Origin of the sequence: Clostridium sp., from assembly GCF_047718555.1 — a bacterium.
Classification (GTDB): domain Bacteria; phylum Bacillota; class Clostridia; order Clostridiales; family Clostridiaceae; genus Clostridium_I.
Map to the genome: position 1 here is coordinate 1 of NZ_JBDNRK010000038.1, position 13,709 is coordinate 13,709.

Consider the following 13,709-nt stretch of genomic DNA (forward strand, 5'->3'; position numbering starts at 1 on the left):
GAATCGCTTTCACAGAGTGCGTGGGAGACTTACGCCAAGTTAGTCAGGTTAAAATGAGAGGTATATTATGATTACAGTACTAATTACTATAAGTATGTTAATCGCCATCACGGGAGCATTTTTCTCAATATACTATTACCATTATTGGCTCCCAAGGAAACATCCTTTTGAAATAACAGGTTGTGTTTTAACAGCTGATGATAACATTATTAATATTAGCTTTAAAATCAACAGAACAGGCTATATTGCTAAAACTCCACAAGAAATTTATATTATAGATGAGGCAACCGGAATAAAATTTTATTTACTAAGCCTTCCCAAGTTCGGAAAAATGATAACTAAAAAAGGTCATAGAGGCAAATATGGCTATATGATGTTTGTAAATGTGGGAAACGTTGTGAACCATTCATCTAAAATCACTGTTACTATAAGTGACTTCCAACAAAGACATGTTACTGTAGTTTAGAAAGTTCAAAGTCTTATGCCCAAAGAATCTTTATCAACAAATCTTACTTAGAGGGAGTTTGTACTCCCTCTAAAGTTAAGTTTCAATTCTAGATTTTATAATTTTAAATTAGACTACTTATATTTGCCTTAGTAATCTTACCTATATCCTTAGTAAAGATTATTAAAGCAAATATAAATATCCATAATTGTAAAGACCCTATGTTTATTCTCTCTATAACACCAAAAATAGGAATTTTATTTGCTATAGCAATAACAGACATTCCACCAGATACAAATATAATTACAGAAGTAGCGATGGAATAACTTGAAAATTTTTTAAAATCAGCAATTTTTCTAAATCCAATTCCTGTGCATAAAGGTGCTAAAATAGCTGTAGGAACAATTAGGGCAGTGACAACAAGATGCATGAAGCCTTCAAATGTCATAGTAGCGCCTGCCATATCTTCAGGAAAGAATCCATAAGAAACACCAATTAACACCATTGCTATAAAAATAATCATAGAAAAATTTATAATTTTTATCTTAAGCTTTTTTAAATAATTAAATGAACCTATTGAAAATATCAGTCCAAATATACCATACATATTTGTAAAAATATTTAATATTTCTCGATTTGGCGCACCTGTTGCAGTTAAATCACTTATAGGCTGTGTGATGTTATTATAACCACTCCACAACATACTTCCAATAATAACATGTATTAAGTAAAACAAAGGTGAAATCATTCCAAATATCGAATAAATTTTTTTCATTTTTACTCACACCCCTTTTTGTATATTTTCGATTTGTTAAACACTTATGGATATGCCGATGTTATCTATATGTTTATAAGTCTGAGGATTACAGCAATTATTCATCGGACAAAATATCACTTTATTTTATTAGTCCTTAGATAATTACAGATGAAATTTATATTATTGAACATTTTCTTAATTATTGGAGCTGTATCCTCTCCATTGTTTACGGCATGAGCATATTCAAAGGTTATTGCAACTAATGCGTAATTATATTCTTCGGCAACCAATTTGCTATCTACTTTTTTAATAAGCTTTTTCTCCATCATCATATCTATCAATTTAGCTATAAATTCTGAAGGCTCCCTCAATATAACTTCAAGCATTAATTTTTTTGCCTTTTCATTTCTAAATTGTTCTGAATATATTATCCTTGCTATACTGTCAAGTTTTCCATTTAATGATCTTCCATAGCTTATTACAAGATGCTTGAATAAATCTTCTGGTGACATAAAATCCATCATTTCATTTAATTCTAATTCAGAAGGTCTGTAATTCTTAATAGAACCTGCAAAATAATCAAATATATTATCTATTATCTCATCTTTACTTTTATAGTGATTATAAATTGAACTTTCCCTAATTCCAACCCCCTTTGCTATCTCTCTCATGGATACACCATTACAACCTTTTTTTGAAAATAGCTCTATAGCTTTTTCAAATATTTTTTCCTTTGTATTTATTTTAGTTTTTATACTTTCCATTTTTAACCGCCTTTTTATTATAGATAAACAAACTATCATATCTTAGTTTACAATTTAATTATACTAACGTATGATAGTTTAATCAATATATCTTTAGTAATCTATTAGAATCAAAAAACTGTCTTAATATAGACTTATCAAGTGCTTTATCAATTGCACAATTGAATGATTTTAAAAATTTTATATCTCATTTTATAGTCCTCTGATATTTCTCAATAAAATATGATAAAATATTAATATAAAGCTATAATCTATAAGATGCTATAAAGGTGGATTACTCAATGGATACAAAAATAAGAAATATAGAAGATGCTATCATGAAAAGTGTAATGGATGTTTTTAGAGAAGATGCTTTAAAATTTTTCGGTGTAAAAGCTAAAATAGTATCATCCGCTAGAACTGAGCTTAAGAATTTACAAATTACTACAGCCTTTATGGATTATACTTTTTTATTAGATGATAATTCCTTCGTACATCTTGAGTTCCAAACTACTGATAAAAAAGATGATTTGTCAAGATTTCTCGCTTATGATGCTGCGTTACACTATAAAGAGAATAAAAATGTTAATACAATTGTAGTTTATTCCTCTGATATAAAAAAGGCTGTCACAAGTATTAATATTGGTTCTATAAAATATTCAGTAAAAGCCTTTTATATGAACTCTATTGATGGAGATAAAAAATTAGATTATCTAAATAATAAAATTCGTAACAATGAGTTTTTAACTAAACAGGATATATTAACTCTTGTATTTTTACCTATAATGGATAGTACCAAAAATAAAACTGATAGGATAGTGGAGGCTATAATGCTTTCAAAAGCTATTAATGATAAAGAGAATCAGAATAATTCCCTCGCTCTACTCTATGCCTTTGCTGAGAAATTTGTAAGCAAAGAAAATATGAATAAAATTAAGGAGGTGTTCGGGATGACTGAACTTGGTAAATTATTAAAACAAGAAGGTATTGAAGAAGGCAGAGAAGAAGGACTAAAAGAAGGCAGGAAAGAAGGTCTAAAAGAAGGTCTAGTGAGAACCTCAATTAAACTATTAACTAAAAAATTTGGAATTCTGCCTGATGATATAAAAAACAAGATAGAGAATTCTGACACTACAGCATTAGAAATTATAGTTGATGATATACTTGATTTTGAAAAATTAGAGGATATATTTAAATATTTAAAATAGATTTCTCCCATGTTGGATGAACCCTAAAAAAGAGAATTACTAAAATTATGTAGTTCTCTTTTTATTAATTACACTATATCAAGCCCAACTTTCCTAGTTGGCCCTGGGAATACCTTATCCAGTTCAGCCAATTCACTTTCTGATAATACAATAGAAGCAGCTTCTGCATTTTCCAGTACATGTTCTGCTTGAGAAGCCTTTGGAATAGCGATTATATTTCTTGATCTCATGCACCAAGCTAAAATTATCTGCAGCGGCTTTACACTATGATTTTCTGCTATTTTCTTTACTGTAGAATCCTTTAACAATTGTTCTCTCAGTGATCCACCTTGAGCCACAGGGCAATAAGCCATAATAGGCATTTTGTGTAATCTCTGCCATGACAATAGATCAAATTCGATTCCCCTGGAACCTAAATGATACAGAACCTGATTGGTAACGCAGTTGTTGCCATTCTCACATTCCCGTAACTCCTTCATATCCTCTGTATCAAAATTTGAAACACCCCATCTTAGTATTTTCCCCTGCTCTTTCAATTTTTCCATACCTTCTATAGTTTCCTCTAAGGGCACATTTCCTCTCCAATGTAATAAATATAAGTCCAAATGATCTGTTCCAAGTCTTTTCAGGCTATTTTCGCAGGAGTTAAAAATATTGTTTAATCCAGAGTTGTGAGGATAAACCTTAGATACTAAAAATACACTATCTCTAATCCCATTTATAGCTTCCCCTACTAAAGTCTCAGATCTTCCACTACCATACATTTCTGCCGTATCTATTAATGTCATTCCTAGTTCTACACCTAGTCTTAGTGCAGCTATTTCTCTTTCTCTGTCATTTGACTTTTCACCTAAGTACCAAGTACCTTGGCCTAGGGTAGGAACCTTTGTTTTATCTGGCAATTCTACTAAAAGTTTTCTGTTTGCATCTGCAATTTGTTCTATTTTATTTTTATCTATTTCATTCATAATTTTACACTTCCTTTCTACTATCTATATTATTGGGTATCTATAATCAATTTAGAATCATCACTCTCTACATTTCTTTATGATATTTAGTAAAATATATCATATAAACTGCAAAAGCAAATACATATGTCACGGCTAATAGTAAAATTATAATTAAATTAACTTTTATAAAAACATATATAATTATTAGAACTCCAATTAATATTCCTAGAGCATCAAAAGCCTTTGCCTTAGATTTGTTTGTAATAATAAGATTTCGCTCATCTTTATCTTTTACTTTAGTAAAAAAATTATATTTTAAACCATTGCTAATTAGTACTGTAGATATTCCTATAAAAAATGAATATATTATTTTTAATTCTTCTGTTTTTGATGTAATTCCTACCACACAAAAATAACTTATTCCGCCAATTAATATCACAACTAAAAATACAATAAAAAAAATATTAAATAAACTTAGTTTATTTTTCATCATCTTCACTCTCCCTCATAAATAAATATCTCTTCAATACTCATATTAAAATATCTTGCAATCTTAAAAGCAAGAAGAATGGATGGATTGTATCTTCCATTTTCAAGAGAACCTATTGTTTGTCTTGATACTTCTAATACTTCTGCAAGTTCTTCCTGCTTCATACCATGTTGTTTACGTATTTCCTCTAATCTATTTTTCAAGCTTTCACCTCCAGAGGTTATGGAAAGCACACTTTCCATAATTATAATATCATATTCTTTACTTTATGTAAAAGTAGCTTTCCATAACATAAGATTATTAAATTATAATTGTAATAATAGATTATACAGAATAATATGTTATAATTTCTATATTAATCAAGTTCTTATTTAAATAAAGAGGAGTAAAATATATGAAAAAAACTATATTCGGTTGTACTATGCTTATTATAGCAACAATGTTTTTATTAATTAATCATGAGTTCTCAATAGCAGGTATTATATATTTTTTAGGTCTTATATTTGTTTTATGGGGATCAATTCCTGAAAATGGTGAAAAATTAAATGCTATTTTAAAGGGATGTGTATTTATTGAAAAGTTTTGAATTGGAAAAAATAAAAAAGAGTAAATTTGCTCTAAAAAATATAGGATTTATGACGACTTATTAGAATATTCCGAACTAATCCACCATATTTTTGAATCTTCCCATTATGACAGTATTATGATAGTTACCATCTTTATGAATTCGGTCCTTTATTAGTAATCCTTCTTCTACAAATCCAAATCTTTTATATAATTGAATTGCCTTTGTGTTTGTTTCTACTACGGTTAACGTAATCTTTTCAATCCCCACAGTATCTGCCCACATCAAAATATTTTCTAATAGCACTTTACCAATTCCATGACCCCAATATTCCTTTGATATACATATCCCAAACTCTGCTTTATGTCTAAATCTGCTTAGTTTACTTCCTTCGCAACGAGTAAATCCAACAATTTTACCTTCTACTTCTGCAACTAAAAATATAGTTTTTTCTGCTATTGAATCTTCATAAATAAGTTTTTCAAAATCTTCTGGTGTTAATAAACCTTCGTCAGATTCCCTATCAAGATTTTCTGTTTCTCCATCAATTTTAACTCTTAATTTAGATAATTCAATTGTATCATATTTTGTTGGACAACGAAGTATCTATGTTAGACTATTACCTTCTATTCTTTTGTCTTCAATAATCATACATTACCCCCAGTAGTATTATTAAAATAAGTTCGCATCTTTTTACAATTTCAATTTGAATCATGTAAAAATCATACTATAATATTCTATATAATCCATTATTAAAAGTAAAATATATTGAAGATTTATTTTTTAAACACCGTATTATTCAATTATGAAAGTACAATTCTGATATGCTCCCCTTAGAGTAGACAAATAAAAAAATAAAAATTTGTCACTGAAAGGGGAGTATTTTTGTGTCTAAAAGAACTAAATATACAGCAGAAGAAAAAGTTGAAATTTTAAATGATTATGTAAATGGAACTGCATCTATCACCGACATTGCTGTTAAGTATAAAATTAGTGTCTACGCTTTTTATCATTGGAGATATAACTATGAAAAGTATGGAATAGATGGACTAAGAGAATCAAAAAAATGGCGGAGATATTCAAATGAACTAAAGAAACAAGCTTTACAAGACTATTTGTCTGGAAAATACTCACAAGGAGAGATTGTGAGAAAATACGAATTACCAGATAAATCAGTATTTAAAAATTGGATAAACAAGTATAATAGTCATAGAGAAATAACGGCAACACCGAAAGGAATGAAACAATCTATGACAAAGAGAAGAGCTGCATCTTGGAATGAAAAAATTGAAATTGTACAGTATTGTATCGCTAACAACAATGACTACCATAAGGCAGCTGAAACTTATCGAGTCTCTTATAATCAAGTATACCAATGGGTTAAAAAATATGAATTAGGCGGAGAAAATGCATTACAAGATGCGCGCGGCAGGAAAAAGGCTGAAGCTGAACTAACATCTGAAGATAGAATAAAGCTTGCAATGAAAAAACTTGAGGCTGAGAATGAAAGATTAAGAGTGGAGAATGCACTCTTAAAAAAATTGGAAGAACTCGAAAGGAGGCGATATTAAGCCGTATAAGACAAGAAAACAAATATATTGCTATCGCGGAACTTCATGAAACTAAGAAGTTCTCTATTTCCTTATTGTGTGAAATAGCAATGATTCCACGTTCTTCATTCTATAAGTGGAAAAAACGTAAAGCGTCTATTCTAGAGAATGAGAATAAGATGCTTATTAATGAAATGTTTAAAATCTATGAGGAAGTAGATGGTATTTATGGATATCGAAGAATGACAATGAACTTGAATAGAAAGCTAAGTCAAAATTTTAATCATAAACGTATTTATAGGCTTATGAGACTTTTATCGTTACAATCTGTGATTCGAAGAAAAAAGAAACGTTACATAAAATCTATTCCACAGCAGGTAGCTCAAAACCTTCTGAACCGTGACTTTAAGGCCGATAGGCTGAATCAAAAATGGCTTACAGACGTTACTGAATTTAAGTATGGAAACTCTAAAAAAGCATATCTAAGCGCTATCTTGGATTTACATGATAACTCTATCGTTGCATATGTACTTGGACATTCTAACAATAATGAGCTTGTTTTTAAGACTCTAGATATAGCTCTAGCTGCTTCGCATGGTGCAAGTCCAATGCTTCACAGTGACCGTGGCTTCCAGTATACATCATATGGATTTAAGCAAAAATTAGCTGCCGCAAAAATGACACAAAGCATGTCACGAGTGGGTAAATGTATTGACAACGGTCCTATGGAAGCTTTTTGGGGAGTACTCAAGTGTGAAAAGTATTATCTGCATAAATATCACACGTATGAGGAACTCTCTAATGCAATCGATGGATATATTAGCTTTTACAATACAAAGAGATTGCAAAAAAAGACTAAACGGCCTAAGTCCATTAGAATTTAGGGCTTTAGCCGTTTAGATTAATTTTTATTATTTTCACTGTCTACTTGACAGGGTGCAGTTCATTTTATAAAATATTTTGTTTTTATCATTGTTACTTTTAATTAGAAAGATACGACATAACTGAAGCTAAAATTATGTTACTTGAACTCTACAAATTGTAATTTATGTTATAATTAAGTATAAAAAATAAAGTAGTGCAAATATATAAAAAATCGGATTAGTAAATATTAATTATACGGTTTGAGAGGTTAATAAGATGGAAAAGAAAATTGCAATTGTTACAGGTGCTAGTGGTGGTATTGGAAAAGAAATCACAAAATTATTGATTCAGGAAGAAGTAGATGAGGTATGGGCATTAGCTAGAAATATAGAAAAGCTTATAGCTTTAAAACGTGAATTAGGTGATAAAATAATTACTATTTCAAAGGACTTATCTCAATCAGAAGACTTAATTTCTATAGGAAAAATGTTAGAAGAACAAAAACCAATTATAACATTTTTGATAAATAATGCAGGGGTTGCAAGAATGGGAAACTATGATGATTTTCAAGTAAAAGAAATTGAAGATACTATTAAAATAAATTGTAGTGCACTTGCTATTTTATGTACATTATGCATTCCATATATGAGAAGAGGAAGTAAAATTCTAAACATATCGTCTGCATCATCTTTTCAACCCTTACCGTATCTTAATTTATATGCTGCAACAAAAGTATTTGAAAGAGCCTATTCTAGAGCATTAAATATAGAATTGAAAAAGAAAGGTATTACAGTAACAGCAGTGTGTCCAAGCTGGGTTGATACGGATTTACTGATTAAAGAACTGAATGGAAGAAAGGTAAAATTTCCTGGTATTGTCTCAGCAGAAAAGGTTGCAAAAAAAGCGTTGAGAGATGCAAAGATGGGAAAAGATATGTCAGTTTGTACACTGTACGTAAAGTACCTGCATATTCTAGCTAAAATACTTCCGCAAAAATTAATTATGAATGTGTGGGTTAAAAAAATTGAAAAATATATTGAGATATAATGAAAAGGTAAAATAGTGCTAAGCTCAATGAGTGTTAGAAAGATGAATATTTAGGGCATTATTGTCAATTTAGAATCGGATTATGAGCATGTCTTGAACTTTCTAAATTCGAAATTTGTATGGTTAATTTATCGTAATTTACACAGTCAATCTAAAAGTTACCTAAAAACTTGTATTTTAATAAGTTAAAATGATAAAGAGGTTATCCCCTACAACCGATACGGAGAACCGTACCATAAATGACGGATAACCTTTTTTGTGTAAGTATTAAAATACTTTAGAGTTAAGGATTAATGACTTACTATAATTAATAATGCTTACTTAGTAAAGTAAGCATTTCGTTCTTAAAGAAAAATGTGCATTAAATTAATCACACATTATGCTCATTTTATTCAGTCAGATAAATTGGAATTTGATTAACTTCGTATTATGCTTATAATCTCCCCGAAATTGAGATTCACTATACACAATTCTCAAACATTGGTTCAATATACTCTTTAATAAGTTTTATTCTATCCTTAGCACGTGGCATAAAAAGAGAAGCAATAGAAACTACCATTCTTTTCTTTGTATTGACATAAATCACATTTCCTCCATCTCCTAAAGCTGCATAGATATGTTCTTTATCATCAATAATCCACCACAGATAGCCATACGACAGCTTGCCCCATCGGCTATGTTCTTTTGTACTCTCATCTATCCATTGAGCCGATATAATTTGTTTATCCTTCCATATTCCGTCATCTAAGTACAACTGACCTATTTTTGCCATATCCATAGGGGTTAAGGTAAGACCCCAGCCTGCTGTATTTACCCCTTGCGGGTCAGCAACCCAACCGCTGGCATTTTTATCTTGGAAAAAGGCAATATGTTCTTCTTTATTGTGTAACACCACATTGTGTCCAACATGAATTTCCAATGGCGAGAATAAATTTTCTGTTGCAAAATCAAACACTGATTGTCCTGTTGCTTTTACAAGAATGCCCGACAGAATATGTGTTCCTACGATGGCAGAATACATAAATTCTCCCGCCTGCCCTTTACCTCCTAATAAATCGAGTGCAGCTTTTATCCAGTTATCGCTTGCGAAAAACTTTTCGTATGGTTCTAACTTATATTTATACGGGGCTGTCATAGTCAGCATATCCTTAATCGTAACGCTCTGTATTGTTTTTTCACGTGTTTTAACAGTGTAATCCGGAAAAAAGTCCAATACCTTCCGGTCTACACTTTTAATATGGCCTTTATCAATGGCCATACCAATCAACGCTGAAAAAACGCTCTTTGTCACCGAATACACATGAATGGCGTTATCGGCGGTATATCCATTATAGTAGTTTTCATATAATGTTTTACCGTTTTTTAGTACAATTATGCCCGCAATATTGTTATAACTACTGTTTATTGTCTTTTCTAACCATATCTTTTTTCTTTGATTCATATGATTCCCTCCTTACCAACATAATTACCAATAAAGAAACCATCTGTAATACTTATCATTGATGTTAAAACCATTGCAATAATGGAAGGTATGGAGAATTGTAGAATCACCTGTACCATATTATTTTTAATTCGGTTTAAATCCATAGAATAACTCCTTTCAAATTCAGGTTCTATGTCAACAAATCAGTACTTTGCTCCCCGGATATTGGAATATTCCTTTTCCACCAGTGTTTCTAAGTTCATGCAAGATACCTCCCTGTCTTGGAATTCAGATTGTCTCTTAGTTTCTCTGGTGTTCCTTTGGCAATGATCTCACCGCCCTTGTCCCCACCTTCCGGACCAAGTTCAATGATATAATCACAGTTCTTTAAGACCTCTACATTGTGTTCGATGACAATCACCGAATTGCCACTGGCAACCAGCTGATCTAATAGCTTTAGTAACAATGCCGTATCATACAGGCTAAGTCCAGTCGTTGGTTCATCTAACACATAGAGCATATTGCCCTTTAGCTGCCGTCCCAACTCTTTGGTAAGCTTCACTCTCTGTGCCTCGCCACCACTTAAAGAAGAAGATGGCTGACCAAGCGTTAAGTACCCCATGCCCATCTGCTCTAAGATACGCATGGGTTTCACAATGCTATTCTGATCTGCAAAGAATGAAATGGCTTCGGTAATGCTCATCTCTAACACATCGGAAATCGTTTTTCTTTTATAGTCTACGGAAAGACTTTCTTCATTAAACCGCTTGCCATGACACGTCTGGCAGAGCTTATCTACGGAAAAATCAGAGGTCAGAAAGATTCTTTCATAACCACTACCGACACAGTCTGGACATGCTCCTTTAGAATGAAATGAAAAATGTCCGGCATCCATGTTTCTTATTTTTGCTTCTGGCTGTTTTGCAAAAAGTTCCCGAATCTTATCCCAGATACCAATATAAGAGGCAGGCGTAGAACTGGCACTTCTTCCAATGGGCTCCTGGGATATCTTTGCAAAACCACTAATCCGTTCTACTCCTGCTATACCAGTTGCATGGCCATATTTCCTGGCACTGGCAAGACGTTTCAAAAGTGTCTTCTCAATCAGGGAACTCTTACCACTTCCGGATAATCCGGCAATACCAACCATGGCATGAAGTGGGAATGCTACTGTTAAGTCCTTTAAATAATGGGTATTGGCATGTTCCAAGGTAAGACAGTCTTTTTTATTAAATCTATGCTTTCTGACCGTCCGTTCCGGCATCAAACGTTTGCTGAAAAGATACTGACTAAGCAGAGTGTCCTCTTTCTCGTATTCTTCATAATCACCCTGGTAGACCACTGTTCCTCCTTCTACACCTGCCTTAGGACCAATCTCAATAATATGGTCGGCATGACGAATCATCTCTTTATCATGCTCCACCACAATCACTGTATTACTAAGGTCTCTTAATTTCTTTACCGCTTCGATCATGCTTTGCTTCTCCGATGGATGTAATCCTGCCATCGGTTCATCAAAGACATAGATCAGGGAATCCAGTCTGGACTCCAGATGGAGATGGAGAAAGATGCGTTGTACCTCGCCACCGCTTAAGGAAGCCATCTCCCGGTAAAGAGTCAGATGTCCTAAACGAAACTGGATTAGATGCTTTAATTTCTCCATCACATTCTTTACCACATTCTTACCAAATTGTGATAGTTCTTCCTCCGGTATTCCATTTAGGAAATCAAGAAGACCTGTCAGTGTCATCTGTCCCAGTTCACCGATCTGCTTTCCATGAAGGAAGACTTCTCTTGCTTCTTCGCCGATTCGCTCACCATGACAATCTGGACAGATGGTCTTCACATAGACTTTCTCCACATCCTCATCTTTTTCATAAGCATTTCTTAGTATCCGCTCCAGACAGTAGCTTTGTTTGCCATTGTCATACGTTCCATAGACCACTTCGCCTCGGATATCTTCTGGGAGTTCCCAGAATGGGGTCTCAAAATACATGCCGTATTTCTTCTTTAGAATCCGTAAGAAACCAGCTGTTACCTGCAAACACTCATAGACCTCCAATAAGGTTGTTGTTTTATCTGGAATCAACTGCTCCAGATTGATATCATAATAAGAACCTCTGCCCTGGCAGCTAAGGCACATGCCATCGAGCGTTGTATAGAGAAATAAGCCTGGGGAGAGATGTTCACTATGCTCATCCAAAGCTTTTCCTTCACTGGCATATAACAGGGCCAGCTGTCTTAGAATTCCGGTCTTTGTGCCAACTGTAGAACGGGGATTGCTCTGCCGGATTGTATTCTGGCGTACCGCCACCGTTGGACCGATGCCTTCCATCGTATCGAACCGATCCTCGTTATCAAGTCCAGCCAGAATCCCAATCGACCTTAGATACTGGTTCTTGCCTTCTTCAAACAGGATATCAAATGCAAGACTGGATTTTCCGGAACCACTGATACCGGTAATGACCACCAGTTGATGCTTAGGAATCGTTAGATTGATATTTTTCAGATTATGGATTCGTGCTCCTTGAATCTTAATTTCTTCCATATGCTCACCTCTGAATCGATTTGCAGCATGTTAGAGAAGAATGGGCTCAATGGGAACGTAGATGTCCACCTCATGGATATGGCTCTCATTGGCATACGGATCGTTGCAATACACTTCAAATGGATAGGAGTTTCTTGGAACATAACCACTGCCCGTGAGCCACTCCTGATACATGTAATTCCAGGCATCGCTGTACTGTTCCTGCTGAATCTGAAAATGTCCGACCGCATACAGACCGCCTTCTAACTTCATCGTTCCAAGGATTCCGTCTTCCTGAACCCGAATGTCCTCTGGCACCGTCAGACACAGACTGGTACGGAACTGGCTCTCCTCTCCGAATTCCGGATTGTCATGATACATGGTAAGCAGCCAGTTCTGACCATCCACAAGAAGGTGCTGCTTCCTTGCATAAGCAAATAACGTCTGCATCAGATTGGCATACTCTTTTGCTAATGTCTCATAGGTACCTGTATGTCTCACATAAGCGACCTGTTTTTCCTCCAGATTTGCTATGGTAATCTGCCCGGTCACGGGAAACAGATTGCCTGCCCATTCTTTCTTTGCTGTATTCTTATTGTACTCAGACAATAAAAAAGAATCTTTGCAATTCTTGCTATATTCCTTCCGGTATTCTCTTGGACTGGCGTCATAATAATTCTTAAATGCCCGGGAAAATACGGCTGAATCCGTATAGCCCAGTTCATAGGCAATGTCCGTCATATTTTTATCTGCCCGGTGTGCCAGCAAAAAAAGTGCCTTCTCCATGCGAATCCGCTTCACATAATGGGCTAACGGCTCATGTAACATGCCCTGAAAGATCCGGCTGAAATGATATTTGGAAAACCTGGCGGCATTGGAAAGCTCCTCAATGGACAGGGACTGTCCTAAATGATGCTCGATGTAATCCTGCACTTTATGAATTCTTCGTATGTACTCTTCCTGACACTTCTGTTCTGACATATGATTCCCTCCTGTTCCTGTTAATCCCAGTATAACAGAAATGTTATTTCTTGACGAATCAATCTTAACAAACTAAAGCGAAGAAAGTATTACCATTTAAAGGTAAAAACGTCCATGAATACCGAACGAATGCAGACAATCTGCAGACGTTTCAGTGGC

General features: G+C 33.7%; 14 protein-coding genes and 1 pseudogene. 5 read left to right on the forward strand and 10 right to left on the reverse strand.

Annotated elements, in window-relative coordinates:
- The first annotated feature begins 67 nt into the window (after window positions 1–67).
- Window positions 68–466 carry a hypothetical protein gene (locus tag ABF633_RS14215; RefSeq protein ID WP_415524551.1) on the forward strand — a complete coding sequence of 133 codons (399 nt, stop codon included), beginning with the start codon at window positions 68–70 and terminating at the stop codon, window positions 464–466.
- Between the two features lie 103 nt (window positions 467–569).
- Here ABF633_RS14215 and ABF633_RS14220 read toward each other — a convergent pair whose 3' ends face one another.
- The gene (locus ABF633_RS14220) at window positions 570–1,220 is read right to left on the reverse strand and encodes a DUF998 domain-containing protein (RefSeq protein ID WP_415524552.1); all 651 of its coding nucleotides are present in this window, start codon (window positions 1,218–1,220) and stop codon (window positions 570–572) included.
- 116 nt (window positions 1,221–1,336) lie between these two features.
- Window positions 1,337–1,966 (reverse strand): TetR/AcrR family transcriptional regulator, encoded by a 630-nt coding sequence (locus ABF633_RS14225; protein ID WP_415524553.1) that lies wholly within the window; start codon window positions 1,964–1,966, stop codon window positions 1,337–1,339.
- A gap of 281 nt (window positions 1,967–2,247) precedes the next feature.
- On the opposite strand from ABF633_RS14225, the gene ABF633_RS14230 reads away from it, so the two are divergent.
- Window positions 2,248–3,153 carry a DUF4351 domain-containing protein gene (locus ABF633_RS14230; RefSeq protein WP_415524554.1) on the forward strand — a complete coding sequence of 302 codons (906 nt, stop codon included), beginning with the start codon at window positions 2,248–2,250 and terminating at the stop codon, window positions 3,151–3,153.
- 68 nt (window positions 3,154–3,221) lie between these two features.
- On the opposite strand, the gene ABF633_RS14235 is transcribed toward ABF633_RS14230, so the two are convergent.
- The 3 genes from ABF633_RS14235 to ABF633_RS14245 all read right to left on the reverse strand — a co-directional run bounded on the left by ABF633_RS14235 (window position 3,222) and on the right by ABF633_RS14245 (window position 4,796).
- The gene (locus tag ABF633_RS14235; protein WP_415524555.1) at window positions 3,222–4,121 is read right to left on the reverse strand and encodes an aldo/keto reductase; all 900 of its coding nucleotides are present in this window, start codon (window positions 4,119–4,121) and stop codon (window positions 3,222–3,224) included.
- Window positions 4,122–4,188: 67 nt separating this feature from the next.
- Window positions 4,189–4,593 carry a hypothetical protein gene (locus tag ABF633_RS14240; protein WP_415524556.1) on the reverse strand — a complete coding sequence of 135 codons (405 nt, stop codon included), beginning with the start codon at window positions 4,591–4,593 and terminating at the stop codon, window positions 4,189–4,191.
- A 5-nt stretch (window positions 4,594–4,598) separates the two neighbouring features.
- Window positions 4,599–4,796: a helix-turn-helix transcriptional regulator gene (locus ABF633_RS14245; protein ID WP_415524557.1), complete on the reverse strand. Its 198-nt coding sequence runs from the start codon at window positions 4,794–4,796 to the stop codon at window positions 4,599–4,601.
- A 191-nt stretch (window positions 4,797–4,987) separates the two neighbouring features.
- Here ABF633_RS14245 and ABF633_RS14250 point away from each other — a divergent pair, with 191 nt between their 5' ends.
- A complete protein-coding gene (locus ABF633_RS14250; RefSeq protein ID WP_415524558.1) occupies window positions 4,988–5,179 on the forward strand; it encodes a hypothetical protein in 192 nt (63 codons plus the stop codon).
- 75 nt (window positions 5,180–5,254) lie between these two features.
- On the opposite strand, the gene ABF633_RS14255 is transcribed toward ABF633_RS14250, so the two are convergent.
- Window positions 5,255–5,764 (reverse strand): GNAT family N-acetyltransferase, encoded by a 510-nt coding sequence (locus ABF633_RS14255; RefSeq protein WP_415524585.1) that lies wholly within the window; start codon window positions 5,762–5,764, stop codon window positions 5,255–5,257.
- Between the two features lie 281 nt (window positions 5,765–6,045).
- On the opposite strand from ABF633_RS14255, the pseudogene ABF633_RS14260 reads away from it, so the two are divergent.
- Together ABF633_RS14260 and ABF633_RS14265 are read left to right on the forward strand one after the other, a co-directional pair.
- Window positions 6,046–7,608, forward strand: a pseudogene (locus ABF633_RS14260) (IS3 family transposase).
- Window positions 7,609–7,848: 240 nt separating this feature from the next.
- Entirely contained in the window at window positions 7,849–8,619 is a 771-nt protein-coding gene (locus ABF633_RS14265; protein ID WP_415524559.1) for an SDR family NAD(P)-dependent oxidoreductase, read from the forward strand.
- Between the two features lie 460 nt (window positions 8,620–9,079).
- Here the strand turns inward: ABF633_RS14265 and ABF633_RS14270 are convergent, their stop codons facing one another.
- From ABF633_RS14270 to ABF633_RS14285, 4 genes are all read right to left on the reverse strand, one after another.
- Window positions 9,080–10,060 (reverse strand): serine hydrolase domain-containing protein, encoded by a 981-nt coding sequence (locus ABF633_RS14270; RefSeq protein WP_415524560.1) that lies wholly within the window; start codon window positions 10,058–10,060, stop codon window positions 9,080–9,082.
- Window positions 10,057–10,206: a hypothetical protein gene (locus ABF633_RS14275; protein ID WP_415524561.1), complete on the reverse strand. Its 150-nt coding sequence runs from the start codon at window positions 10,204–10,206 to the stop codon at window positions 10,057–10,059. The genes ABF633_RS14270 and ABF633_RS14275 overlap by 4 nt, the downstream gene beginning before the upstream one ends.
- 95 nt (window positions 10,207–10,301) lie before the next feature.
- Complete coding sequence (locus ABF633_RS14280) at window positions 10,302–12,590, reverse strand: excinuclease ABC subunit UvrA (RefSeq protein ID WP_415524562.1); 2,289 nt, start codon at window positions 12,588–12,590, stop codon at window positions 10,302–10,304.
- 30 nt (window positions 12,591–12,620) lie between these two features.
- A complete protein-coding gene (locus tag ABF633_RS14285) occupies window positions 12,621–13,550 on the reverse strand; it encodes an AraC family transcriptional regulator (RefSeq protein WP_415524563.1) in 930 nt (309 codons plus the stop codon).
- Window positions 13,551–13,709: the final 159 nt, after the last annotated feature.